Source organism: Streptomyces hainanensis (genome assembly GCF_004348415.1).
Lineage (GTDB): Bacteria > Actinomycetota > Actinomycetes > Streptomycetales > Streptomycetaceae > Streptomyces > Streptomyces hainanensis.
Map to the genome: position 1 here is coordinate 1 of NZ_SMKI01000050.1, position 24,273 is coordinate 24,273.

A 24,273-nucleotide genomic window follows, 5' to 3' on the forward strand; every position below is an offset into this window, starting at 1 on the left:
CCGCACGGGCGTTCAAGAAACCCCACCCCCGCCGCCCCCAGAATCGCCGCATGCGTTTCGAGACCAAGATCGCCATCGTCGTCCGCCACGATCTCGCCGTGTGGCAGAAGCTCAACGTGACCGCGTTCCTCGCGAGTGGGGTCGCACACGCGACCGCCGAGGTGATGGGGGCCCCGTACCTGGACGCGTCCGACAACGGCTATCTGCCGTTGTTGCGGGAGCCGGTGCTGGTGTACGCCGCCGAGGCGGAGGGGTTGCGCAGGGCGCGTGACAAGGGGTTCGCGCGGGGGCTGGCGACGGCCGTGTACACCGAGGAGATGTTCGTCAGCGACAACGACGTCGACAACCGGGCGGCGGTGCGGGCCGTGCCGGCCGAGAAGCTGAACCTGGTCGGGTTGGCGCTCTACGGCCCGCGCAACGCCGTGGACCGCACCACCAAGGGGCTGCCGCTGCACGGCTGACCGGCGGCCGGTCAGCCGGTACTGGTCCAGGCCTCCCGCGGGTGTGAGCCGTCGGTCGGCGTGAGTTGGCCGGCCTTGGTCCAGCCCCAGGACTGGAAGGCGGCCCGCGCCGGGCTGTTGCCCGGGTCGATGAGGGTGAGGTACAGGCCGGCCCTGCTGCGTGCGAGCAGTTGGCGTTGCAGTTTGGTGGCGACCTGTTGGCGCCGGCGGTGCGGCGCGACCAGCAGTGTCGTGATGACGAACACCTGGCGGGCCGCGGTGAGTTCGGAGATCTCCGACGGCACCCCGTCGAACGCCTCCCACCACGGGCTGCCCCGGTCGGCGCGGTAGCCGTAGACGCAGCCGACCAGCGACGGATCGCTGGCGACCATCATGTCGAACTCGGGCTCGCCGCCGTCCTCGTCGACCAGCTGGCGGATGAACTCCTCCCGCCCCAGCGGGAAGAGGTCCGGCGCCTCCTGGCAGGCCGCCAGGTAGAGGTCGCCGAGGTTCTCCCGCTCGGACTCCGCCTGCCACCTGCTCAACCGCCGCATGAAAACCGTGCTCATGACAGCTCCCCGTGAACTCTTCGCAGTGAACTCTCCATCGTCCCACTCCAGCGCCGGTTCTGGAACGGAGCGGCGGGGCGGTACTAGCGTGGGCGCCATGTTCGCCGCATATGCCGCACGTTTCGACCGCGACCACCCGCTGAACGCACTGGAACTCGGTGACCGGCCGGAGCCCGAGGCACCGGGCCCCGACTGGACCGTCGTGCACGTCCGCGCCGCGTCGCTCAACCACCACGACCTGTGGTCGCTGCGCGGCGTCGGGCTCGGCGCCGAGGCCCTGCCGATGACCCTGGGCTGCGACGCGGCCGGCGTCGACGAGGACGGCAACGAGGTCCTGGTCCACTCGGTGATCGGTGCCACCGGCCACGGCGTCGGTCCGACCGAACGCCGTTCGCTGCTGAGCGAGAAGTACCAGGGCACGTTCGCCGAGCGCGTCACGGTGCCGCGGTGGAACGTGCTGCCCAAGCCGGCCGAACTCTCCTTCGAGGAGGCGGCCTGCCTGCCCACCGCCTGGCTGACGGCCTACCGGATGCTGTTCACCAACGCCGGGGTGCGTCCGGGGGACACCGTGCTGGTGCAGGGCGCCGGTGGCGGGGTGGCCACCGCGGCGATCGTGCTCGGCGCCGCGGCCGGGCTGCGGATGCTGGTGACCAGCCGGGACGCCGCCAAGCGGGAGCGGGCGGTGGCCCTGGGCGCCGAGGCGGCGTTCGAGGCCGGTGCCCGGCTGCCCAGGCGGGTGGACGCGGTGCTGGAGACCGTGGGTGCCGCCACCTGGTCGCACTCCGTGAAGTCGTTGCGTCCGGGCGGCACGCTGGTGATCTCGGGCGCCACCTCGGGCCAGGCGCCGACGTCCGCCGAGCTCAACCGGATCTTCTTCCTCGAACTCCGGGTGGTCGGCAGCACCATGGGCGGCCGGGACGAACTGGCCGCGCTCGCCTCGTTCTGCGCGGCCAAGGGCGTCCGGCCGGTGATCGACACGGTGTTGCCGCTGGAGAGGGCGGGTGAGGGCTTCGCCCGGATGGCGGCCGGTGAGCAGTTCGGCAAGATCGTGCTCACCGTCTGACCCGGCGGACAGCGTCGAATCCCGGCAATCGGGAACTTCCGTCCGCGACCTCGCGTCGTGTCCTGCGACGGCGCGGGGCCGGCGCGGGGCCGGCGCGGGGGAGGCTGCCATGACCGATCTTGACGGGGGCACGCGGGAGTTACCCGCGTACCGGGGGATGGGCGAGTTCGTCGACGCGCTGGAGCAGCTGATCAGGCAGCCGAGGCGGCGGCGCAGCTGGCTGCCCGTGGTGCTGCTCGCCGGCCCCGCGGACCGGCACATCGCCGCCGGGCTGCGCGGCTGGCTGAACGGCGAGCACGGCCCGCTCACCCCGCACGCCTACGTCGCGGACGCCTCGGGTGGCCCCGAGGCGCCCGACCTCTTCGACGAGATCGGCGACCAGCTCAGGCGTACCACCCGGGCCTGCGACGGCGGCCGGCTGCGGCTGCCGGGGCTCTGGCTGCTGAAGACGGTCGCGGCGGCGCCGGAACACGTCAGGTCGGGGCCATGGCGCGGGCTGCGCGACCACCTCTACGCCAGGCACCGCGAGGAGTCCACGCTGGCCCACGCCCTGTGGAACGTGGCGGGCGAGGAGCGCGGCGACGGGATCAGGGGTGACGGCGGCATCGCCGCCGCCGTCTGGAACTTCCTGGTCGGCTGGGCCTTCCAGGGCCTGCCGCGGATGCTCTTCGTGACCCGGGCCAAGCGCCGGCTCTCCTGGTTCACCGCCTGGGCCGACCGGCAGCGCGGGCCGGCGTCGTTCTTCGACCACCTGAGCGACCTCGTCCCGCCGGCGTCGCGGCCCGAGCGGCTGGAGGACCTGGACCGGGTGCTGGTGCAGGCGATGATGACCGACCTGGAGCGGGCGGTGCGCGGCGGCTTCCCGCGGCCCTGGCGGCGCCGCCGGGCGCACCGCTTCGTGCTGCTCTTCGACCGGGCGGGCGACGAGCACTCGCGGGTGCAGCGCTTCATCAGGGAGCTGCGCAACGAGGCCAAGGACCGGGGCGCCACCTCGCTGTTGGTGGTGGCGGCCGGGGTGGACGGGCTGGCCAGCCTGATCCCCGACGAGGAGAAGACCGGCTTCGACGCGGCGGGCGACTGGCTCGCGGACGGCCTCACCGACTTCCGGCTCGTCGCCTCGGTGACCGGGCTCGTGGTCACCGTGCCGGACGACGAGACGCCGGACGATCCCCGGGCCGCCTACCAGCTGCGCCGCCGGCGAAGGCTGCGGGTCAGGCCCCACCGGCTCGGGCCGCGGGCCGAACTCGCCGTCGAGCTCACGACGGTGGCGCTGCTCGCCGGCCTGCTGCCGTTCGTCCCGCTGCCCGGGGACGACGGCTGCGCGGGCGGCACCTTCCGCGGCTCGGACGGCTCGTGCGTCGGGCCGCAGGGCCCGACGCTCGGCAGCCCGGTGGTCAGCGATCCGGACGTGCGGGAGGTACTGGGGCGGATCGAGCGGCAGAACGCGGCGGTGGAGGCCGCGACCGCGGAGTGGCGGCCGGAGGACGGGCTGCCGATGCCGCGCACCGTGTTCTACATCGGGCCGCTCAGCGGTGGCGACGACGCCGAGGACCCGGTGCGCGGCGGCACCCTGGCCCAGCTGCGGGGGGTCGCGCTGGCGCAGGAGCGCTCCAACGCGCTGGCGATCGGCTCCCGGGAGCGGGTGCCGCTGCGGGTGGTCGCCGCCGACGCCGGCGACCGGTTCCGGGACGCGGTGCAGGTGGCCAGGCACGTCGTCGACCTCGCCGCCGACGACCCGTCGGTCGTCGGCGTGGTCGGGATGGCGCAGAGCCGGGACACGGTCTACGAGGCGCTCGAGGTGTTGAGCCGGGCCGGGCTGCCGGTGGTCGGCATCGCCGGCACCGCGGACGAACTGCTCGACCACGGCACGCACTACTACCAGAACGCGCCGACCAACAGCCGGGCGGCGGCGGCCATGGCCGCGTTCGCCGGGGACGCCGCGCTGATCACGACGGCGGACGGCGGACGGGTGGCGGCCGAGCGGGCCGTGGTGGTGGCCGACGCGCGGGACGCCTACAGCAGCGGCCTGGCCCGCTCCTTCCAGGAGAGCTACCCGAGGCCGCTGGAGACCCTGCTCTACACGCCGTCCAACGACCTGCCCCGGGACGAGGGGGCGCTGCCAGGCGAGTCGGTGCCCAGCCTGGAGCGGCTGGCCGGCGAGGTGTGCGGCCGGCTGGCCACCGAGCCGCGCACGGCCCTGGTCTGGGCGGCGCGCGGCAGCGAACTCCCGCTCTTCCTGGAGGAGCTGAGGCGGCGCACCGAGGGCTGCCCGCGGGTCAGCGTGCTGGGCGGCGACGAGATCTCCAACGTGCGGATCACCGAGGAGGAGCCGTGGAACGTCTTCCCCGGGCTCGACCTCTACTACGTGCTGGACGGCGGCGGCCCGCTGCTGTGGGAGAGCCCGGAGGGGCAGGCGTTCGCCGACGCCTACGAGGGCGCCTACGGCGGGACGGACGCGGCCGACGTGAGCCGGGCCGTCGGGCTCGACCCGCGCCCGGCCCTGGCGTGGGACGCGCTGCGCTACTTCGGCGCGGCGGTCGACCAGGCGTGGGAGACCACCGGGCGCGTCAACGACCGCCTCGACCGTGACCTGGTGCAGGGCGTGCTCTACCAGGGGCTCGGCCCGGACGGCTTCGACGGCGCCACCGGCCGGCTCGACCCCAGCGGCGCCGACGGCGGGCGGCGCGAGACGGAGGACAAGCTGGTGATCATCCTGGGCGTGGCCGCGGGGCGGGCGCCGGAGGCCGAGCTGGTCTGCGGCGCCGTCACGGGGGAGGACGTCAGGACCACCTGGGGCGAGGGGAACCACCCCTGCCCCTGACCGCCCGGCGGCGGGGGCGCTCAGTCCCCGGTCAGGTGGATCACGGCGACCAGGTGTGCCGCGGCGGTGGACAGCTCGCGGCGGGCCCGCCGCAGCGCCTGCTGCGAGACCCCGTGGTCGCGCGCCGCGTCCCGCACGTCGTCCCGGAACCGGTCGAGGAGCCGCTCCAACTCGCGCTCGGGATCGGCCACCGGCGGCTCGGCCGCCTCGGTCGTCTCGCTCGCCTCGGCCGTGTCGGCCGCCTCGGCAGGGCCGGTCGGCTCGGCCGGCCCCTGCGGGGCGCCCGGGTGGCCCCCGGCACCCCAGACCCAGGGGTTGCTCGGGTGCTCGACGAACCGGCCCCAGCCGCCGAGCTCGTGGCTCAGCTCCTCGAGACCCTCGCGCACCGCGCCCGACCAGTCGCCGGCGTCGGCCCGGGACTGCACCCGGTCGTGGATCCGGCGCGCGGCCTGCTCGAACTGCGCCCGGCTCTCCTCGCCCGCCTGCCGCCCGGCCCGCTCGCCCGCCTCCCTGGCCTGCCGGGCCTCCTGCCGGGCACGCCGGCTCTCCTCCTTGGCCCGGCGGGCCTCGGCCTTCCAGTCCGCCCGGTCAGCCCGGTCAGCCCGGTCCGCGCGCGGGTGGCCGGCGCCGTGCTGCGGGCCGGCCCCGTGCGGGCCGGCGGTGGGCCCGGAACCGGTCCTGGTGCTTCCGCGGGCCGCCGCCGCGGCCTCCCTGACCTCCTGCCGCAGATCGCGCGCCGAGCCGCTGACGTCCTCCCTGATGTCCGCCGCGAGCGCTGCGAGGGAGTCCCTGATCTCCCGCTCCAGATCGGTCAGTTCGGCCTCGCGGTCGGCCAACTCCCGCTGCCCGGACCTGGTGAGCGAGTACACCTTGCGGCCGCCCTCCTCGGAGTGGGTGACGAGACCCTCGGCCTCCAGCTTGGCCAGCCGCGGGTAGACCGTGCCGGCGGAGGGCGCGTAGAGGCCCTGGAAGCGCTCCTCGAGCAGCCGGATCACCTCGTACCCGTGCCGGGGCGCCTCGCCCAGCAGCTTCAGCAGGTAGAGCCGGAGGCGGCCGTGGCCGAAGACCGGGGGCATGTCAGGCGTCCTTACGCAGCGAGGCGGCGGGTGGCGAGTCGCGCTCGGCCGGCGGTCTGCGCAGCAGGGCGAGCGAGCCGGAGACGCTGGTGCAGGACACGCTGCCCGCGCCGGAGCCCAGAGTGCCCGTCAACTGCCGCGCGCCCCAGCCGCCCACCGCCGACAGCTCGGCGAAGGCGGAGGAGACGGCGCCGCTCGCGGTGCTCGCCGACACCCCGGCGCTCACCTCCTCGGGCAGCCGGACCGCGACCTCGCCCGACACCGTGTTGAGCCGCAGGTCGAGGGGGAGCGCCGAGGGTGCCAGGTCGACCACCATGTCCCCGCTGACCGAGTCCGCCGAGAGCCGGGGGGAGCGGTGGTCGATCACCGTGAGCCCCCCGGACACCGAGCTGAACCGCAGCCGGCCGCTGACGCCCTGCGCCTCCAGGGCGCCGGACACCGTCTCGGCGTGCACATCGCCCGACAGGCCCACCAGCGTGGTGTCCCCGCTGACCCCCCGGACGTCCGTGCGGCCCGCGATCCGGCTCACCACCGCCGAGGCACCGACCAGGCCCACGGTGAGCCGGACGTCGGCCGGGACCGAGACGGAGACGACCGCGCTACGGTGCCAGCCCTTGCGGTCGAGCCACTTGAGAAAGCCCTTCCAGGGCAGGTCGTCGTAGGCCACGGACAGCGTGCCGCCCTCCTGGCGCACGATCAGTGGCGGGCCCTTGACCTCGGTGATCTCGACCCGGGTGGTGGGCTCGTCGGTGCCCACCACGTTGACCAGGCCGCTGACGAGGCGCACCTGGAGCTCCTCGACGCGCGGCGCGTCGAAGCCGAGGGTGCGGTCCTCGCTGATGGACCACTCGGAACTGCGTGGCATGGGCCCTCCCCGCGTTATATCGCGTCCGTGGAGAACACGATATATCGCGTGCCGGGGAAAGTCGAGAGCGAGTGTCGCGATCCCCTCGCCCCTCGCCCCTCGCCCCTCGACCTCTCAGTCCTCGTCCTCCTCGTCGTCGAGCCGCGCCAGCCAGGTCGCGAGCCGCTCCACCGGCACCTCGAAGTCCGGGTTCAGGTCGACGAAGAGCCGCAGCTGGTCGGCCAACCACCCCAGGCTGACCTCCTCCTCGCCGCGCCGCCGCGCCAGCTCCTCGATGCCTCGGTCGGTGAAGTACACGTCGCTCCTGCCTGCGGGTTCCGGTTCGAACGGAAGGGAACGGAAGGGAGAGCCCAGGATAGGCCGGGCCGCTCAGGCCACCTCCTGGCCCGTCCCGTTGAGCAGCAGCGCGTGCAGGTCGCGACTGTGCAGCAGCCCGGCGTGGAAGGCGTCCGCCACCGGCCCGGTCACCGGCTCGCTGACGATCAGCGGCACCACCTGCTCGTGCCGGCCGCCGTGCGACCGCAGCGCCCCGTGCAACCCCGACAGGTCGTGCTCGCCCCGCCGGCCGCCCAGCGCCGTGCCGGCCGCCGCCGCCACCGACAGGTCGCCGATCCGGTCCACCGGGTGCCCGTACACCAGCGCCGACTCCGCCCGCTCGTACACCTCCTCGACGCCCGGCACCCCGGCCAACGTCCGGCGGACCAACGCCCGCTGGTCGGCCGGCACGTGCAGCCACGCGAACGAGCCGAGCGCGCCGTGGTGTCGCACGTAGGGGTCGGTGATCGGCAGCACCACGTGGTGCCCCACCACGCCCGCCGCGTCCAGCAGATCGGCCAGGTACACCACCTCGGGCGCGCCGTCCGGGCCGTGCTTGGCGCTCATGCCGTGGTCGGCGGTGATCCCGATCAGGAACCCCGCCTCCCGGTACTCGCCGAGCAGCCGGTCGACGCCGGCGTGGAACCGGTCGGCCAGCGGATCGCCGGGCGCCGCCGCGTGCTGCACGCGGTCGGTCAGCGACACGTACAGCAGCCGGGGCGCCGCGGCGCCGGCGCGCCGGTGCACGGCCAGGCCGATCCGCATCGCGTAGGCGCTGGCCTCCGGGTCGTAGACGCCGGGTGCCGGCTCGCCGACCAGCCGCTCGACGTCCGCGACCCCGAACTCCGGCAGGGCCGCGCCCGCCGCCCGTTCCACGCTCACGCTCGGCACCCCGCCGTTGCCCAGCAGCCGGCGCAACTTGTCCTTGGCCGTGACCATCAGCACCGGCACCCCGGCCTCCCGCAGCACCGCGTGGATGCTCGGCGCCCGCAGCAGCCCCGGGTCGTTGAGCAGCAGCTCGGAACCGTCGGGCAGCCGGCAGTAGTTGCCGGGGACGCCGTGCACCGCCGGCGGCGCGCCGGTCACGATGGACAGGTTGTTCGGGTTGGTCAGGCTCGGCATCTCGGCGAGACCGCGCCGGTAGGCGCCGCCCGCCGCCAGGATCTCGGCCAGTCGTGGCATCAGCCCCCTGGCCAGCGCGTCGTCCAGGTACGCGGGGGCGCCGCCGTCCACCGTCAGCACCAGCGTGGGCCGCCGCGGCACCCGGTACTCCCGGCCGTTGACCCGCACGGTCGTGGCGGCGGTGGCGGTTGCGGGGTTCATGCTTCTCCTGCTTTCTTCCGTTCCCGCGCCAGGTCGAGGAGCAGTGCCTCGGCGGGCGTCAGGACGTGGTTGACGTGATGGGCGATGACGATCTGCCGTTCGCCCGGCGCCGGATCGACGTCCAGCGCGACCAGCCGGCCGGCCGTGACCGGGTCGGCGGCGACCAGCCAGGACAGCACCGCGAGGCCGAGACCGCAGGCCACGGCCTGGAGGATCGCGTGCGTGTCGTCGATGGTCGAGGTGGTGGCCCCGGGCACCTGCCAGCGGTCCAGCGCCGCGTCCTGCAGCGTCCGGGTCGCCGAGCCGCGTTCCCGCAGGAGGAACCGGCTGCCCCGCAGGTGCCGCGGCGCCACCCGGACGCCGGCCAGCGGATGCCCGGCGGGCGCCAGCAGGACCATCTCGTCCGTCAGCACCTCCTCCGTCGCCAGGGCGGCGTTCTGCCGACGTGGGCCGGCCAGCAGCGCGAGACCCAACTCGCCCTCGACCAGCAGCCGTTCGATCTCCGTCGCGTTGCGGACCACCAGCCGGTGGTCGACCCCGGGATGCCGTGTCCCGTACCTGGCGAGCAGCGCCGGCAGCACGTTGGCCGCCGCCGTGGTGGAGGCGCCGACGGTCAGGGTGCCGGTCGGGACGCCGGCCGCGTGCCGGGTCTCGGCGAGCGCCTGCTCGGCCAGCCTCAGCAGCGGCCTGGCGTGCCGGAGCAGCGCCGCGCCCGCCGGGGTGGGGCGCACCTGGCCCACCGCCCGTTCGAGCAGCGGTTGCCCGACCTCCTGCTCCAGCTGCCTGACGTGGTGCGAGACGGAGGGCTGGCTCAGGAAGAGCAGCCGGGCGGCCGCCGAGAAGCTGCCGGCCTCGGCCACCGTCACCAGCACTTCGAGGCGTTGCAGGTTGAGCGCCATCAGCCGGGCTTCCCCAGCGTGACCGGCACCCGGTCCTCGGCCGCGGCCCCGTCCCCCGCCGCGTCGAGCGCGGCCGTGTCCACCGGGGCCGCCTCGCCGCGCAGCACCGCCGCCGCCCGCTCCCGGTCCAGGGTGCCCTCCCAGCGGGACACCACCAGGCCGGCCACCGCGTTGCCGAGCACGTTCACCACCGCCCGGCACTCCGACATGAAGCGGTCCACGCCGAACACGATCATCACGGCCGCCACCGGGATCACCCCGGACGACGACAGCGACGACGCCAGCATCACGAACCCGCCGCCCGTCACCCCCGCCGTGCCCTTGGACGTCAGCAGCATCACGACCACCAGACCCACCTGCTCGCCGAACGACAGGTCGAGGCCCAGCGCCTGCGCCAGGAACATCGCGGAGAGCGTCAGATAGACGCAGGTGCCGTCCAGGTTGAAGGAGTAGCCGGCGCCGACCGTCACCCCGGCCTCGGCCCGGGGCACGCCCAGCGTCCGGAGCCGGCGGATCACGCCGGGCACCGCCACGTCCGACGACGAGGCGCCCAGCGCCGTCAGCGTCTCCTCCCTGAAGTGCCGCAGCACGTGCCAGGGGTTGAGCCCGACGACCAGCGCGACCACCCCGCCGAGCACCACCACCACGAACACCGCCGAGGTGACGTAGAAGACGCCGATCAACCAGCCGAGCGCGTGGAGCGTGGCGGTACCGAAGGCGCCCACCGTGTAGGCCATCGCGCCGAAGGCGCCGAGCGGCGCCGCGTACATCACGATCCGCACCACGCCGAACAGCGCCTCGCCGAGCCGCTCCACGCCCTCCGCGACCCCCCGGCCCCGCTCGCCGAGCGCCGTGAGCGCGACGCCGAAGAGCACCGCGAACACCAGCACCTGGAGCACCTCGCCCCGGGCGAAGGAGTCGACGACGTTGGTGGGAACCGCGTGCAGCAGCCGCTCGTGCCACGCCAGGTCCTGGGCCGGTTCGATCCGCGACGCGACCTCGTCGCTGAGCCGCAGCGCGTCGGCGTCCGCGTGCATCCGGTCCCCCGGCCGCAGCAGGTTGACCGCGAGCAGCCCGAAGAGCAGCGCGGTGGTGGTCGTCAGCTCGAAGTAGAGCAGCGCCTTCCCGGCGATCCGCCCGGTCCGCCGGAACGAGCCGACCGAGGTGATGCCCGAGACCACCATGCAGAACACGATGGGCGCCAGGGCCATCGTCATCAGGCCGACGAAGCCGTCGCCCAGCGGTTCCAGGGCCCGCCCGGCGTCCGGGCTCGCCCAGCCCACCAGGGCGCCGGCCGCCATGCCCAGCCACACCCAGGCGAAGAGCCGCCTGTACCAGGGGGTGCGCCCCGTCCGTGGTTCCTCGGCCTTCGGTGCCATCGGTTCCTCCTTCGCGCGTTCAGCGAGTGCCACTGAACGCCCGATGTCGGGCGGAACCGGATGAAGGGAGCGAAGCGGCGGGGTCGCCGGGGTGAAGAGCCGGTGACCGGTGGATGAGGCCGATAGACGGATGCCATGACCCGGGAACGGGTCCGGCCCGTCACCCGGCGGGTGACGGGCCGGACCGGCGAGCCCCGGAAGGCGTCAGATGTCGAACACCTCGTCGAACAGCGCCTGCTGCTCGGCCTGGTGCCGCTTGGCCGAACCCACCGCGGGCGAGGACGACGCCGGGCGCGACACCCGCCGCAGCCCGCCGGCCCGCTCGACGTTCTCGACGTTCTCGACCAGGTTGAGGGCGATGAACGGCCAGCCGCCCTGGTTGGCCGGCTCCTCCTGCGCCCACACCACGTCGGCGCCCTGGTACTTGGCGAGCTCCGCCTGGACCTCCGCGGCCGGCAGCGGGTAGAGCCGCTCGATGCGCACCAGCGCCACGTCCTGCCGGCCGAGCTTCTCCCGCTCGGCGGCCAGCTCGTAGTACACCTTGCCGGAGCAGAGCACCACGCGCCGCACCCCGGCCGGGTCGACCGTGGTGTCCCCGATCACCGGCTGGAAGCCGCCACTGGTGAACTCCTCGGCGGTCGAGGCGGCGGCCTTCAGGCGCAGCATCCACTTCGGGGTGAACACGACCAGCGGCTTGTGGTGCGGGTTGTGCACCTGCCACCGCAGCAGGTGGAAGTAGTTCGCCGGGGTGGTCGGCAGCGCCACCGTCATGTTGTTCTGCGCGCAGAGCTGGAGGAACCGCTCGATCCGGGCCGAGGAGTGGTCCGGGCCCTGGCCCTCGTAGCCGTGCGGCAGCAGCAGCGTGACGCCCGAGGTCTGGCCCCACTTCTGCTCGGCCGACGAGATGAACTCGTCGATCACGGTGGCCGCGCCGTTGGCGAAGTCGCCGAACTGCGCCTCCCACATCACCAGCGCCTCGGGCCTGGCCAGCGAGTAGGCGTACTCGAAGCCCATCGCCGCGTACTCGCTGAGCAGCGAGTCGTAGATGTTGAACCGGGCCTGGTCCTCGGTCAGGTAGAGCAGCGGGGTGTAGTCCTCGCCGGTCTTCCGGTCGATCAGCACCGCGTGCCGCTGGCCGAAGGTGCCGCGCCGGGTGTCCTGGCCGGCCATCCGGACCGGGGTGCCCTCCATCAGCAGCGAGCCGATGGCCAGCAGCTCGCCCATCGCCCAGTCGATCGTGCCCTCCTCGACCATCGCCGCGCGCCGCTGGAGCTGCGGCAGCAGCCGCGGGTGCACGGTGATGTGGTCGGGGATGTTGACCTGGGACTCGGCGACCCGCTTGACGACCTCCGCGCTGACGCCGGTGGCCACCGCCACCGGGAACTCCGGCTTCGGCGTCGGGACCTCGGCCGGGGCCGGGGTCACGGTGGCCTCCCTGACCTCCTTGAAGACCTTCTCCAGCTGGTCCTGGAAGTCCTGGAGGGCCTGCTCGGCCTCCTCAAGCGTGATGTCCCCGCGGCCGATCAGCGACTCGGTGTAGAGCTTGCGCACCGAGCGCTTCTTGTCGATCAGGTCGTACATCAGCGGCTGGGTGAACGACGGGTTGTCCGTCTCGTTGTGCCCGCGGCGCCGGTAGCAGACCAGGTCGATGACGACGTCCTTGTTGAACGCCTGCCGGTACTCGAAGGCCAGCCTGGCCACCCGGCACACGGCCTCCGGGTCGTCGCCGTTGACGTGGAAGATCGGCGCCTCGATCATCCGCGCCACGTCCGTGCAGTATGTGGAGGAACGGGCGGCGGCGGCCGTCGCGGTGTAGCCCACCTGGTTGTTGATGATGACGTGCACCGTGCCGCCGGTGCGGTAACCGCGCAGCTGCGACATGTTGAGCGTCTCGGCGACGACGCCCTGGCCGGCGAACGCCGCGTCGCCGTGGATCAGGATCGGCAGCACCGTGAAGTCCTTGCCGCCGCGCCCGATCACGTCCTGCTTGGCGCGCGCCACACCCTCGACGATCGGGTCGACGGCCTCCAGGTGCGAGGGGTTGGCGGTCAGCGAGACCTTGATCTGCTCGCCTGACAGGCCGGTGAACGTGCCCTCGGTGCCCAGGTGGTACTTCACGTCGCCCGAGCCGTGCATCGACTTCGGGTCCAGGTTGCCCTCGAACTCCCGGAAGATCTGGGCGTAGGACTTGCCGACGACGTTGGCCAGCACGTTGAGCCGGCCGCGGTGCGCCATGCCGATGACGGCCTCGTCCAGCTTGTCGGCCGCGGCCTCGTCGAGCACCGAGTCGAGCAGCGGGATGACGGTCTCACCGCCCTCGAGCGAGAACCGCTTCTGGCCGACGTACTTGGTCTGCAGGAACGTCTCGAACGCCTCGGAGGCGTTGAGCCGGCGCAGGATCCGCAGCTGCTCCTCGCGCTCGGGCGCGGTGTGCGGGCGCTCCACCCGGTCCTGGATCCACTTGCGCTCCTTGGGATCCTGGATGTGCATGTACTCGATGCCGGTGGTGCGGCAGTACGAGTCGCGCAGCACGCCGAGGATGTCGCGCAGCTTGAGCATCGACTTGCCGGCGAAGCCGCCGACCGCGAACTCCCGCTCCAGGTCCCACAGGGTGAGCCCGTGCTCGGTGATGTCCAGGTCGGGGTGCTTGCGCTGCTTGTACTCCAGCGGGTCGGTGTCGGCCATCAGGTGACCGCGGACCCGGTAGGAGTGGATCAGGTCGAAGACCCGGGCGGCCTTGGTGACCTCGTCGTCGTGGTTGACGTCGATGTCCACGTGCCAGCGGATCGGCTCGTAGGGGATCCGCAGCGCCTCGAAGATGGCGTCGTAGAACCCGTGCTCGCCGAGCAGCAGTTGGCTGATCACGCGGAGGAACTCGCCGGACGCGGCACCCTGGATGACCCGGTGGTCGTAGGTGCTGGTCAGCGTCATCACCTTGGAGATGCCGAGCCGGTTCAGGGTCTCCTGCGAGGTGCCCTGGAACTCGGCCGGGTACTCCATGGCGCCGACGCCGAGGATCACGCCCTGGCCGGGCATCAGACGGGGCACCGAGTGCACGGTGCCGATGCCGCCCGGGTTGGTGAGCGAGGCGGTGACGCCGGAGAAGTCCTCCATCGTCAACTTGCCGGTGCGGGCCCGGCGGACGATGTCCTCGTACGCCTGCCAGAACTCGAAGAAGCTGAGCGTCTCGGCCTTCTTGATGCCGGCGACCACCAGCTGCCGGTCGCCGTTCTTGTTCACCAGGTCGATGGCCAGGCCGAGGCTGACGTGCTCGGGCTTGACCAGCGTCGGCTTGCCGTCCCTCTCGGTGTACGAGTGGTTCATCGACGGCATCGCCTTGAGCGCCTGCACCATCGCGTAGCCGATGAGGTGCGTGAAGGAGACCTTGCCGCCGCGGGCGCGCTTCAGGTGGTTGTTGATGACGATCCGGTTGTCGAACAGCAGCTTCACCGGGACCGCGCGGACCGACGTGGCGGTCGGCAACTCCCGGGAGGCGTTCATGTTCTTCGCCACGGCGGCCGCGGGGCCGCGCAGCGTGACGAACTCGGGACCGGCGGCCGGCTCGGCGGCCGGCGCCGCGACCTTGGCCGCGGCGGGCGCGGCCGCCGGCCTGGCCGGCGCGGCGGGCTTCGCGGCAGCAACGGGCGCCGGCGCGGGAGCCGCGGCCCGCGGGGCCGCGGGCGCCGGCGTGACCGGCGCGGCGGCGGCGGGCGCGGGCCCGCTCACGGCGGACCTGGCGGCCGTGGCCGGCGCCGCACCGTCAGTGCCCGGCTTGTAGTCGGCGAAAAAGTCCCACCAGGCACGGTCGACGGAGTTCGGGTCCTGGAGGTACTGCTGGTAGATCTCGTCGACGAGCCATTCGTTTGCACCGAAACCAGCGGCAGGGTTCTTCTCTGCTGCTTGGTCGGTGTCGACGCTGGGGGTGTTCGGAGACTGTGGCGACACGGCGGCAACCGCCCTCTTCCGCTTCGCAAGGTGATTGGACAGCGGAAAACAAGGCTACGCCCCCGGGGCCGATCAGCGCAGTCCTGGCAGCTCAGACGTGGCCTACGCCACATTCCGAAGGGGGTTTCAGGGGCTGAATCCCCGGGAACGGCACCAAGTTCGGCTCAAGAAGGCAACGCGAAGGCAATGCCTGACCGCGACGACGCGGCGGTCGGCCGGACCCCTGCCCGAGCTGCGTCGATGCCGGCGCGCGGCGCCCGGACAACGCGGGCAGCCGCCAGCGCCGGAGCAGCCGGCTGGGGCAACTAGACCGACCTTACGTCAACTGTTTGCCTTCGCGTTACCTGGAATGGTGAGCCGAATGCGACAACCGCGTCTCGATTCGGCCACGGCGATGGTCCCGCCGTGCAGGTCCACCGCCCAGCGGGCGATGGCGAGCCCGAGCCCGGTGCCGCCGTCACGCGGGGTGACCCCGTCGATGGTGCCCCGGCCGAAGCGCTCGAAGACCAGCTCGCGCTGCTCGGGCGGGATGCCGGGGCCCTCGTCGAGCACCTCGATGACCAGGCCGCCCGGCAGCTGCCCTGGGCGGGCCACCACCGTGACCTGCCCGCCGTGCGGGCTGTGCTTCACGGCGTTGTCGACCAGGTTGGTGACCACCTGGTCGAGCCGCTCGCGATCCGCGTAGGCCCGCAGGGCCACCGGAGTGACGTCGAGCCGCAGCCGCACGTCGGTGCGGCCGTTGCCGCGCTTCTGTGCCACCGAGGCGTCGCCGAGCACCGCCGAGAGATACGGCTCCACCTGGAAGAACCCGGCCTGCAGCGGCACCACGCCGTTCTCCAGCCGCGACAGGTCGAGCAGCTGCTCCACCAGGCGCCCGAGGCGTTCCGTCTGCCGCAGCGCGGTGGCCATGGTCCGCGGATCCGCCTCGGAGACGCCGTCCACCACGTTCTCCAGCACGGCGCGCAGCCCCGCGATGGGGGTGCGCAGCTCGTGGGAGACGTTGGCGACCAGCTCCTTGCGGTGCCGGTCCGCGGCCTGCAGGTCGGCGGCCATCCGGTTGAAGGCGTGGGCCAGGTCGCCCAGCTCGTCCCGCCGGCTGACGGCCACCCGCCGGCCGTACTCGCCGCGCGCCATGGCCCGCGACGCGGACGTCATCTCCAGCACCGGCGTCGCCAGGCTGTGCGCGACGAACTGGGTGACGAGCAGCGAGGCGATGATCGCGAAGACGGCGATCAGCTGGAGCCCCACGTCCGAGCGGTAGGCCACCAGGATTATCAGGGTCGTGATGGTGACCGAGATCGTCACCAGCCAGCCGAGCGCAGCCTTCACGGAGCGCATCGGGTCGATCGGCCGCAGCAGCCGCCACACGGCTGGCCAGACCCGACGCCAGACCGGACGCCTGACCAGGTCGGACAGGACGGACACGGGGCTCAGAGCTCGGACCCGCCCTGGCCCCTGGCCGCCGGTTCGCCCGCGAAGCCGGGCGGCGTCTCCAGTGCGTAGCCGACACCGTGCACCGTGCGGATCCGCTCGGCGCCGATCTTCCGGCGCAGCGCCTTGACGTGGCTGTCCACCGTGCGGGTGCCGGAGGCGTCGGCCCAGTCCCAGACCTCGGCCAGCAGCTGCTCGCGGGTGAGGACCGCGCGCGGCGAGCGGGCCAGGCACATCAGCAGGTCGAACTCGGTCGGCGTGAGGTGGATGTCCTTGCCGGCCGCGCGGACCCGCCGCTGGGTGCGGTCGATCTCCAGGTCGCCGAGGCGCACGCTGCCGGGCCTCGGTGTGGTGGCGGCGACGGCGGCCCGCTCGATGCGGCGCAGCAGCACGTGCGATCTCGCGACCAGCTCGCGCATCGAGAACGGCTTGGTCATGTAGTCGTCGGCTCCGACGCCGAGGCCGACCAGCATGTCGGTCTCGTCGTCTCTCGCGGTGAGCATCAGCACCGGCACCGGGCGCTGGGCCTGGACGCGACGGCAGACCTCGAGGCCGTCGAAGCCGGGCAGCATCACGTCGAGGATGAGGAGGTCGGGGTGCCAGGCGGCAGCGGTCTCCACGGCCGCCGGGCCGTCCGCCGCGGTCTGCACGAGGAAGCCCTCGGCGCGGAGTCTGGCGGCGATCGCCTCGACGATCGTCGGGTCGTCCTCGACCACCAGTACGCGACGCTGGGCGCCGGGCGTGGTCGCGGTGGCGCTGTGGTGTCCGGCGCGCTCCGGTTCGGCGGCGTGGCCGCCCAGGCCGTTGAGCTTGTGTGTCTTCTCCTGATGGGTGTGGTCCATCGGCTGAGTCCTGGTGTCCGTCTGATTCATCTATCCCGCCCCCGGGATCGTGGGTGCCAGTCGGCTGGCCGTGCTCTTTGCTGAGTGCTTTGCTGAGTGCTTCGCTGTGTACTGAGGTGCGTTCTGAGGTGCGTTCTTCGCGGTGTGTTTCGAAGTCGTGTGGTGGACCACGCTAGGGGCGGTCCGTGGCTGTGCTGATTGCACAGAGCCTGTGAAGGTGCTGGTGGCACTGGGCAGCAGCGTAGAGCGGATTGGAAGGCCCCGGCTACGCGGACTGGCTGGCGAGATGATGGCTGGCGAGAAACAGCACGTCGGGAACGCCTCGGGCAACGGGCACTTCTCTGGTGCCAACGCCGGTGAAACCGGCCTTCCGCAGATTCTTCACAAAACGCTCGGAGCCCCGCGCCGACCAGACCACCAGGACCCCGCCGGGGCGCAGCGCGGCGCGGCAGGCCGCGAGGCCGGCGGGGGAGTAGAGGCCCTCGTTGTCCTCGGTCACCGTCCAGTCGGGGCCGTTGTCCACGTCCAGGCAGAGCGCGTCGTATCCGGCTTCGACCTCGTGGAGGTGGGCGAGCAGGTCGCCGTGGACCAGGCGCACCCTGGGGTCGGCCAGGGCCGCGGCGGTCAACTCGCCGAGCGGGCCCGCCCGGTGCCAGTCGATGACGGCGGACTCCCGCTCCAGCACCGTGATCCCGCCCCAGCCCGGCTCGGCCGCCGCGGCGGCCAGCGAGAAGCCGACGCCGAGGCCGCCGATCAGCACGTCGGGCGGCGCGGCCGACGGGTGGTCGGCCAGCGCCGCGAACGCCTCGGTGACGAGGAGGCGTTCGGAGCGACCGTCCGAGGTGTCCATCAGGAAGCAGCCGTTGGCGATGATCTGGAGCAGCGCGCCGTGGCGGCGCAACACCACCTCGCCGTACGGCCCCTCGCCGCGGGCGAGGACGACGGGACCGTCGTCCAGGGCCGGTGCGGCGGAGTCGGGGAACGGAGCGGAGGCCATGCGCCCATCATCGCGCACGGCCTCCGCGGGCCCGGGTCAGGGCGGATCAGCCGTTGGCGAGCGCCTGGAGCCGGTCCATGGCCCCGTTGAACACGTTGTGGTCGCCCACGGTCGGTCCCGTCGAGGTGTACTGCCAGAAGGTGTAGAAGCCCCAGCCGGCCGGCAGGGTGCCGGCCGAGGAGGCGTAGCGGGCGACCCACAGCGGGTTGGTGGCGCCGAAGGCGCTGGAGTTGCCGGTGCAGGTCGTCCACCAGCTGGTGGAGGTGTAGATGACCGCGTCGCGGCCGGTGCGGGCCCGGTAGGTGTTGGCGAAGTCCCGGATCCAGCTGACCATCGCGGACTGGCTCAGCCCGTAGCAGGTGGCGCCGTAGGGGTTGTACTCCATGTCGACCACGCCGGGCAGCGTCCTGCCGTCCCCGGACCAGCCGCCGCCGTTGTCGACGAAGTAGTTGGCCTGGGCGGCGCCGCTGGAGTTGTTGGGCAGCGCGAAGTGGTAGGAGCCGCGGATCATGCCCACGTTGTACGAGCCGTTGTACTGCTGCGCGAAGTAGGGGTTGCGGTACGAGGTCCCCTCGGTCGCCTTCACGTAGGCGAAGCGGTTGCCGGCGTTCCAGAGGGTGCTCCAGGCGACGTTGCCCTGGTGACTGGAGACGTCGACGCCCTCGACGGTGGCGAGCGGCGTGACGATCGAGTCCGCGGTGACGCGGTCGCCGCCCTCGTGGCGGCGGATCTCGGAACCCAGGGAGGCCGAGCCGAACGCGGGGGCGTCGTCGGCGCCGCGGTCGGCCGCGGTCGCGGCGTTCGGGGTGGCGATCAGCAGCGCCAGGGTGGCGAAGACCGTGCCGATCAGGGCGGGGATGCCGCGCCGGCGGACGCCGGGGCGCGGTCGTGCCTTACCGGAACCAAACATGGTCGGGCCTTTCGAGCCGGTGGGGGGATGAGCCTGCTCGTCGCGCACACATGGTGTGATCACGTCAATCGTGAAGGTAGTGCGCGTGCCTGGTGAGGTGGAAGAGGGAGCCCCGGCCGCCGTTGGTCTACCCCGGTGGCGATCGCGAACGGGTGTGCCCCGGCGGTTGGGCCGCCCACAACTTTCACGCCTGAAAGTCGGATCTACGCGCGGAGCGCGCCGCCCGACGCCCCGTCGGGCGGCGGCTCAGAGCTCCGCGAGCACCACCGACGCGTCGTCATGGGTCTTGCCCCGCGGGTGCTTCGCGCCCTCCGGGTCGGCCGCCTCCGCCGCCCGCACCTCGTCGATGGCGGCCTGCGGGCCGTCGGCGATCAGCAGCGCGAACAGGTCGGGCCAGCCGCCGAACCCGAACGTGTCCACCCAGCGGCCGAGTCCGTCGCTGAGCGCCACCAACGAGCGCACCTCGGACCGCGGCCGGGTGCCGGCGACCGCCAGCGCGGCCACCGCCGGGTCGGCGGCCGCGGTGAAGAAACCGCCCGGCGTGTTCCGCCGGCTCTCGACGAACGCCGCCCGCTCCTCGCGCGGCAACCGGCGGGCGGCCGGCCGGAGATCGTCGAGCCGCGTGTCAAGTACCGGATGAACCGCGCCGTCCCGGCCCTCGACCAGCAGCACGGAATCGGAAAGCACCAGGTACTCGACGGTCTCGGCGCCCCAGCGGGCGCAGACCACGGTGGCCTGCGGGGTGCGCTGGTGAGAAAGGTCACACGTGTCGCGGTGCGCGTCCGCCGTCCGGCCGACGGCCTCGGCCAGGCAGGACGCGGGCGTCATCTCCGGCCGGCTGACCAGCAGTTCCAGCAGGGCCCCGCCGAGCCGCGCGGAGAACCATGCGACGCTGTGCCGGCACCCGACCGGTTCCGGTGGGGCCGTGACCCCGTCGAGCAACACCAACGCCCCGCCCTCACCCGAGGCGGGCGTTGCCGCCGCCGCGTGGTCCTCGTTGGGCAGACCCGGGGTGCCTGGCTCGGTGGCCGACTGGATGCGCATGGCGACCAGTCTGCCGTAGGGTGGGATATGTCAGCGATTGTGTGGATAACAGTGGGTAGTTGACGCGCGGACAGTGGATCTTGCCAGGAGTCGCGGCGGAATTCCAGTCGAATCCGGCTTGCCGGCAGGCCGGGTTCTGACATCAGCTTGTCCGCCAACTCCCCGGTGAGGTTCACTCCTTCGGGTGGCCGGTCGGGCGACACCGCTCTCCTGCCGTGTCGGCGCTGGCAACGTTCGGTGCCTCAGTGACGAGAATGCGAGCACAGGTGCGGAAGACGACACTGCACGACCCCGCCGACCCGTCCCCTTCCGCTCCGTCAGGTTCTCGGACCCGGGCGGCGCGCAGGCGGGCGAGAGTGCGGACGCGGCTGGTGTTCGGCGTGCTCCTCACCGGCGTCGCGGTGCTCGGCGCCGCCGCCCCCGCCGTGCTCGGCACGATGGAGGACTACGACTCGGCCCGGCTGCTCCACGAGCGCTCCCGGGTCGCCGAGGACGCCGTCGTCCTCTCCCACCTCGTCGCCGACGAGCGCGACGCCCTGGTCGCCGCCGTCGCCGCCGGCAACCCGGCGGCGGCCCGCGGCGAGGAGGAGCTGGCCCACGTCGACACGGCCGCCGCCGCGCTCGGCGGCAGCCTCGACCAGCCCGCGCGGGCCGCGCTCGCCGGCCTGCCGGCCGCCCGCGAGTTCGCCCACTCCGACGAGGCGACCGCCGCCGGCACGTTCGACGCGTACACCGTCATCGTCGAGGCGCTCGACGGCTTCCTGCGGACCACCGTCCTCGACACGCCGGACGACGCCCGCGAGCCGTCCGCCGAGGCCCTCCCCTACCTGGCCCGCGCCGTCGACGCCTCCTCCGCCACCCGGGGGCTGCTGCTCGCGGCGCTCACCGGTCCCGGCGAGCAGCGGGAGCCGACCAGCCTGGCCCAGCGGCAGCGGGTCCGCGAGGACGCCGCCCTGGCCGACTTCGACGCCACCGCGGGCACCTCGGCCGTCGGCGACTACGAGCACGCCCTCACCGGTGGCGAGGGCGAGGCCGCCGCCGGGCTGCTGCTCGTCCTCACCGACGAGCCCGTCCTCTCGCCCGAGGACCACGCCCTCGACGAGAGCGCCGTCCAGGCCTCGCTGCTCGAACGCACCCGGCTCCAGCGCGGCGTGCTGACCACCCTCGCGGGCGAGCAAACCGACCGGATCAGGACGCTGCGCGACGCCGAGCTGATGAACCTCCAGCTCACCGCCGTCATCGCCCTCGTCGCGCTCGGCCTCGCCATCGGCGTGAGCATCCAGACCGCGCGCTCGCTGACCCGACCGCTGGCCGCCGTCCGGATCGGCACCGGCCGCGTCGCCGCCGACCCGACCGGGCAGGAGCCCGTCAGGTACTCGGGGCGCAACGACGAGTTCGCCGAGGTCGTCGCCTCCGTCAACGCGCTGCACGCCCGCGCCCTCAGCCTGCACCAGCACGCCACCGAGGCCGCCAAGCAGGCCGCCGAGATCGCCCAGGACACCGGGGGGCTGCGCGCCGAGCGCGACCGGCTCCTCACCGAGCAGAACGAGCTGCACGCCCGCCTCGCCGCCCTGCACGGCGCGGTGCACGGCATGTTCGCGCACCACGCCCAGCGCCTGCTGATCCTCACCGGCGAGCAACTGGCCGTCATCGAGGGCCTGGAGTCCCAGGAGACCGACCCGGACCGGCTCGCGGTGCTCTTCACCGTCGACCACCTGGCCGCCCGGATGCGCCGGCACGGCGAGAACCTGCTGCTCCTCGCCGGCGCCGAGCCGCCACGCCAGCTCGGCGAGCCCATGCCGCTGATCGACGTGGCCCGCGCCGCCGTCAGCGAGATAGAGCGGTACGAGCTGGTGGAGACGGCCCCCGCGCCGCCCCCGGTGTGGATCACCGGCTTCGTCGCCCGCGACCTCAGCCACCTGCTCGCCGAACTGCTCGACAACGCCACCGCCTACTCGCCGGCCGGCGCCCGGGTCAGGCTCACCGGCCGCTGGGCGGACGGCGAGCTGCTGATGACCGTCGAGGACGAGGGCCAGGGCCTGACGCAGGAGCGGCTGGCCGAGCTCAACGCCAGGATCGCCGACCCGGTGACCCCGCCGCCCGGCGCCGGTTCGGCCCCCGGGCCCGACGGTGGCATCGGCATGGGCCTCTACACGGTCGCCAGGCTGGCCGCGCGGCACGGGCTGCGCTGCTGGCTGCGGCACCGGCCGACCGGCGGCACGGTTGCCGAAGTCGCGGTGCCCGCCGTCCTGGTCGAGGAGGGCACCGAGCCCTACCCGACCCACGGCGAGGCGCACCAGCAGGCCGCCCCCGCGCGGAGCCCGCTGCCCGTCCGCGAACCGGCCGGCACCGGCCCGGTGCCCATCCCCGACCCGCGCACCGCGGAGCACGTGCGCACCGCGGAGCACGCCGAGCACGCCAGAACGGCCGACACGGCACCCCGCTTCCAGCCGCAGCCTCCGCCGCCGCACGCCATCACGGACAGCGGCCTGCCGCGGCGCACCAGGGGCGTGACCTCGCCCTACGACGACCCCAACGGCGGCCGTCCGGCCGTCGACCCCGAGGAACTGCGCCGTCGGCTCGGCGGCTTCCAGCGTGGCGCGCGTGACGGCCACCGGGACGCGGCCCAGGCCCGCGGCGGCTACCCGGGAGACTTCCGCGACTCCGCAGCGACCGGAGAGGAGATGCCGTCATGACCTCGCAGATCCAGGTCCCGCCCGGCTCCAGCCGCAGTGGAGGGCAGGACCTGCGCTGGATGCTCACCCGGCTGGTGGAGGAGGTGCCGGGGGCCGTGTCGGTCGCCGTCGTCTCGGCCGACGGCCTGCCCCTGCTGTCCTCGGAGCCGTCGGAGGACCCCAACGCGGGCCCCGGGCGCCGGCGTCGGTCCCTGACCGGCCCGTTGGGCGCCGCGGCCGACCTGGCCACGGTCGTCTCCGGGCTCGGCAGCCTCACCAACGGTGCCGCCGCGCTGATGGAGGGCGGCCAGGTGAAGCAGACCCTGGTGGCCATGGCCGGGGGCAACCTGCTGGTCATGTCCATCAGCGACGGCTCGCTGCTCGGCGTCTTCACCGAACCCGAGGCCGACATGAGCGTGGTGACGTACCACATGGCGCTGTTCGTCGGCCGGGCCGGCCACCTGCTCACCCCGGAGCTGCGGGCCGAGCTGCGGCAGGCGACGCCCAGGCCGCACTGACGGTTGACCCTCACACCGGTGTGAGGGCCTAGGGTCCGTGTCCATGGAACTGCACGCGGTCCTGCCGGACGCCGATCCGGAGAGCCTGACCGTTCTCGCCCGCGAGGCCGAGCGGTTGGGCTACGGCGGCGTCTGGCTCCCCGACCACCTGTTGCCGCCGGCCGCCTACGGCCCGGTCTACGGCGGCGTCGACGACCCCCTGATCGCCCTCGCGGCGGTGGCGGCCGTCACCAGCCGGCTGACGCTCGGCACCTCGGTGCTGGTGTTGCCGCTGCGGAACCCGTTCGTGGTGGCGAAGCAGGCCGCGAGCCTCGCCCGCCTCTCGCACGGCCGGTTCGTGCTGGGGGTGGGCGCGGGCTGGGAGCGCCACGAGTTCGACGCCACCGGCTCGGACTTCCGCACCAGGGGCGCCCGCACCACGGCGGCGCTCCGGCTCGTCCGGCACCTCCACACGGCGGGCGGCGCGCCGTTCGACGACCCGTACTACGGCTTCGCCGGCGGCGTCTTCGCGCCGGTGCCGGAGCGGCCCGTGCCGCTGCTGGTCGGCGGGGTCTCGGACGCCGCGTTGCGGCGTGCCGCCGAGACGGCCGACTGGTGGCAGGCGGTCCGCCTCGACCCGGCCGCCTTCGCGACCCACGTGGCCCGGCTGCGGTCCATGACCGACCGGCCGGTCCGGGTCGCCAACCGGGCCGACTGGAGCGAAGGACAGCCGGTCGCCGAGATCGTCGAGGAACTCGCCGCCAACGAGGCCGCCGGCGCGGACCAGGTCGCGGTGTCCCTCATCCCCGCCTTCGACGGTCTCCCTTCGGCCCTCGACCGCCTCCGCCAACTGGCCGCCGAGCCGTCACTGACGCCCTACCTGGCGCCTCCGGCGCGGGTCTAGCGGGGCCGCCGGGCCGCGGGCGCGGGTTTCGCGGACCGTCCGGGTCGCGGCCGGCCACCGCCCGGCTCCGCCGGGGCAGGCGGGGTCTGGCGCGGGACGGGGTGATGCCGGTGGCCAGGGGGGTTCTGCGGGCCGCCCCTGCCGGGGCTGGGCGAGGCCCCGTCCTCGCCCTGGTGCGTGGGTCGCGGGGCCGGCGACGCGGGCGCGGCCGCTGCCGCCCGCGGCTCCGCCGGCTCCGCCGGGGCAGGCGGGGTCTGGCGCGGGACGGGGTGACGCCC

19 protein-coding genes are annotated in these 24,273 nt (G+C 73.6%); 6 read left to right on the plus strand and 13 right to left on the minus strand.

The features are described 5' to 3' along the window. The first annotated feature begins 50 nt into the window (after nucleotides 1-50). Nucleotides 51-461: a DUF2000 domain-containing protein gene (locus E1283_RS06880; protein ID WP_132816994.1), complete on the plus strand. Its 411-nt coding sequence runs from the start codon at nucleotides 51-53 to the stop codon at nucleotides 459-461. A gap of 11 nt (nucleotides 462-472) precedes the next feature. On the opposite strand, the gene E1283_RS06885 is transcribed toward E1283_RS06880, so the two are convergent. Then, the gene (locus tag E1283_RS06885; RefSeq protein ID WP_165956036.1) at nucleotides 473-1,009 is read right to left on the minus strand and encodes a GNAT family N-acetyltransferase; all 537 of its coding nucleotides are present in this window, start codon (nucleotides 1,007-1,009) and stop codon (nucleotides 473-475) included. 97 nt (nucleotides 1,010-1,106) lie between these two features. Here E1283_RS06885 and E1283_RS06890 point away from each other — a divergent pair, with 97 nt between their 5' ends. Together E1283_RS06890 and E1283_RS06895 are read left to right on the plus strand one after the other, a co-directional pair. Next, nucleotides 1,107-2,072, plus strand: coding sequence for a zinc-binding dehydrogenase (locus E1283_RS06890; protein ID WP_132816996.1), 966 nt, complete (start codon nucleotides 1,107-1,109; stop codon nucleotides 2,070-2,072). A gap of 109 nt (nucleotides 2,073-2,181) precedes the next feature. Further along, nucleotides 2,182-4,893: an ABC transporter substrate-binding protein gene (locus tag E1283_RS06895; RefSeq protein WP_132816997.1), complete on the plus strand. Its 2,712-nt coding sequence runs from the start codon at nucleotides 2,182-2,184 to the stop codon at nucleotides 4,891-4,893. 20 nt (nucleotides 4,894-4,913) lie between these two features. Here the strand turns inward: E1283_RS06895 and E1283_RS06900 are convergent, their stop codons facing one another. From E1283_RS06900 to E1283_RS06955, 12 genes are all read right to left on the minus strand, one after another. Further along, a complete protein-coding gene (locus E1283_RS06900) occupies nucleotides 4,914-5,969 on the minus strand; it encodes a PadR family transcriptional regulator (protein ID WP_132816998.1) in 1,056 nt (351 codons plus the stop codon). A gap of 1 nt (nucleotide 5,970) precedes the next feature. Beyond that, nucleotides 5,971-6,834 carry a DUF4097 family beta strand repeat-containing protein gene (locus E1283_RS06905; RefSeq protein ID WP_165956037.1) on the minus strand — a complete coding sequence of 288 codons (864 nt, stop codon included), beginning with the start codon at nucleotides 6,832-6,834 and terminating at the stop codon, nucleotides 5,971-5,973. Between the two features lie 114 nt (nucleotides 6,835-6,948). Next, the gene (locus E1283_RS06910) at nucleotides 6,949-7,131 is read right to left on the minus strand and encodes a DUF6104 family protein (protein WP_132817000.1); all 183 of its coding nucleotides are present in this window, start codon (nucleotides 7,129-7,131) and stop codon (nucleotides 6,949-6,951) included. Nucleotides 7,132-7,203: 72 nt separating this feature from the next. Then, nucleotides 7,204-8,472, minus strand: coding sequence for an alkaline phosphatase family protein (locus E1283_RS06915; protein ID WP_207930317.1), 1,269 nt, complete (start codon nucleotides 8,470-8,472; stop codon nucleotides 7,204-7,206). Beyond that, nucleotides 8,469-9,371: a LysR family transcriptional regulator gene (locus E1283_RS06920; protein WP_132817001.1), complete on the minus strand. Its 903-nt coding sequence runs from the start codon at nucleotides 9,369-9,371 to the stop codon at nucleotides 8,469-8,471. Before E1283_RS06920 ends, E1283_RS06915 begins: the two co-directional genes overlap by 4 nt. Next, nucleotides 9,371-10,750 carry a cation:dicarboxylate symporter family transporter gene (locus E1283_RS06925; protein WP_132817002.1) on the minus strand — a complete coding sequence of 460 codons (1,380 nt, stop codon included), beginning with the start codon at nucleotides 10,748-10,750 and terminating at the stop codon, nucleotides 9,371-9,373. The genes E1283_RS06920 and E1283_RS06925 overlap by 1 nt, the downstream gene beginning before the upstream one ends. A gap of 204 nt (nucleotides 10,751-10,954) precedes the next feature. Further along, nucleotides 10,955-14,695, minus strand: coding sequence for a multifunctional oxoglutarate decarboxylase/oxoglutarate dehydrogenase thiamine pyrophosphate-binding subunit/dihydrolipoyllysine-residue succinyltransferase subunit (locus tag E1283_RS06930; protein ID WP_132817003.1), 3,741 nt, complete (start codon nucleotides 14,693-14,695; stop codon nucleotides 10,955-10,957). A 321-nt stretch (nucleotides 14,696-15,016) separates the two neighbouring features. Next, on the minus strand, nucleotides 15,017-16,120 hold the full coding sequence (locus E1283_RS06935) for a sensor histidine kinase (protein WP_425086140.1): 1,104 nt from the start codon (nucleotides 16,118-16,120) through the stop codon (nucleotides 15,017-15,019). Nucleotides 16,121-16,125: 5 nt separating this feature from the next. Next, nucleotides 16,126-16,968 (minus strand): response regulator transcription factor, encoded by an 843-nt coding sequence (locus tag E1283_RS06940; protein WP_243744652.1) that lies wholly within the window; start codon nucleotides 16,966-16,968, stop codon nucleotides 16,126-16,128. A 265-nt stretch (nucleotides 16,969-17,233) separates the two neighbouring features. Then, a complete protein-coding gene (locus E1283_RS06945) occupies nucleotides 17,234-17,965 on the minus strand; it encodes a spermidine synthase family protein (protein WP_132817004.1) in 732 nt (243 codons plus the stop codon). A gap of 46 nt (nucleotides 17,966-18,011) precedes the next feature. Beyond that, nucleotides 18,012-18,875, minus strand: coding sequence for a lysozyme (locus tag E1283_RS06950; protein ID WP_132817005.1), 864 nt, complete (start codon nucleotides 18,873-18,875; stop codon nucleotides 18,012-18,014). A 246-nt stretch (nucleotides 18,876-19,121) separates the two neighbouring features. After that, entirely contained in the window at nucleotides 19,122-19,919 is a 798-nt protein-coding gene (locus tag E1283_RS06955) for a protein phosphatase 2C domain-containing protein (protein ID WP_132817006.1), read from the minus strand. 356 nt (nucleotides 19,920-20,275) lie between these two features. On the opposite strand from E1283_RS06955, the gene E1283_RS06960 reads away from it, so the two are divergent. Genes E1283_RS06960 through E1283_RS06970 form a run of 3 tightly spaced genes read left to right on the plus strand, consistent with a single transcriptional unit; the run spans nucleotide 20,276 to nucleotide 23,995 of the window. Then, nucleotides 20,276-22,615, plus strand: a complete 2,340-nt coding sequence (locus E1283_RS06960; protein WP_165956038.1) for a sensor histidine kinase — start codon at nucleotides 20,276-20,278, stop codon at nucleotides 22,613-22,615. Next, a complete protein-coding gene (locus E1283_RS06965; RefSeq protein WP_132817008.1) occupies nucleotides 22,612-23,112 on the plus strand; it encodes a roadblock/LC7 domain-containing protein in 501 nt (166 codons plus the stop codon). Before E1283_RS06960 ends, E1283_RS06965 begins: the two co-directional genes overlap by 4 nt. 43 nt (nucleotides 23,113-23,155) lie before the next feature. Further along, nucleotides 23,156-23,995: a TIGR03619 family F420-dependent LLM class oxidoreductase gene (locus tag E1283_RS06970; RefSeq protein WP_132817009.1), complete on the plus strand. Its 840-nt coding sequence runs from the start codon at nucleotides 23,156-23,158 to the stop codon at nucleotides 23,993-23,995. The last annotated feature ends 278 nt before the right edge of the window (nucleotides 23,996-24,273 follow it).

Bases quoted from the DNA above. Each gene is read 5' to 3' on its own strand.
- E1283_RS06880 (WP_132816994.1), top strand. From the start codon at position 51: ATGCGTTTCGAGACCAAGATCGCCATCGTCGTCCGCCACGATCTCGCC.
- E1283_RS06885 (WP_165956036.1), bottom strand. From the start codon at position 1,009: ATGAGCACGGTTTTCATGCGGCGGTTGAGCAGGTGGCAGGCGGAGTCC.
- E1283_RS06890 (WP_132816996.1), top strand. From the start codon at position 1,107: ATGTTCGCCGCATATGCCGCACGTTTCGACCGCGACCACCCGCTGAAC.
- E1283_RS06895 (WP_132816997.1), top strand. From the start codon at position 2,182: ATGACCGATCTTGACGGGGGCACGCGGGAGTTACCCGCGTACCGGGGG.
- E1283_RS06900 (WP_132816998.1), bottom strand. From the start codon at position 5,969: ATGCCCCCGGTCTTCGGCCACGGCCGCCTCCGGCTCTACCTGCTGAAG.
- E1283_RS06905 (WP_165956037.1), bottom strand. From the start codon at position 6,834: ATGCCACGCAGTTCCGAGTGGTCCATCAGCGAGGACCGCACCCTCGGC.
- E1283_RS06915 (WP_207930317.1), bottom strand. From the start codon at position 8,472: ATGAACCCCGCAACCGCCACCGCCGCCACGACCGTGCGGGTCAACGGC.
- E1283_RS06920 (WP_132817001.1), bottom strand. From the start codon at position 9,371: ATGGCGCTCAACCTGCAACGCCTCGAAGTGCTGGTGACGGTGGCCGAG.
- E1283_RS06925 (WP_132817002.1), bottom strand. From the start codon at position 10,750: ATGGCACCGAAGGCCGAGGAACCACGGACGGGGCGCACCCCCTGGTAC.
- E1283_RS06940 (WP_243744652.1), bottom strand. From the start codon at position 16,968: ATGGACCACACCCATCAGGAGAAGACACACAAGCTCAACGGCCTGGGC.
- E1283_RS06945 (WP_132817004.1), bottom strand. From the start codon at position 17,965: ATGGCCTCCGCTCCGTTCCCCGACTCCGCCGCACCGGCCCTGGACGAC.
- E1283_RS06950 (WP_132817005.1), bottom strand. From the start codon at position 18,875: ATGTTTGGTTCCGGTAAGGCACGACCGCGCCCCGGCGTCCGCCGGCGC.
- E1283_RS06955 (WP_132817006.1), bottom strand. From the start codon at position 19,919: ATGCGCATCCAGTCGGCCACCGAGCCAGGCACCCCGGGTCTGCCCAAC.
- E1283_RS06965 (WP_132817008.1), top strand. From the start codon at position 22,612: ATGACCTCGCAGATCCAGGTCCCGCCCGGCTCCAGCCGCAGTGGAGGG.
- E1283_RS06970 (WP_132817009.1), top strand. From the start codon at position 23,156: ATGGAACTGCACGCGGTCCTGCCGGACGCCGATCCGGAGAGCCTGACC.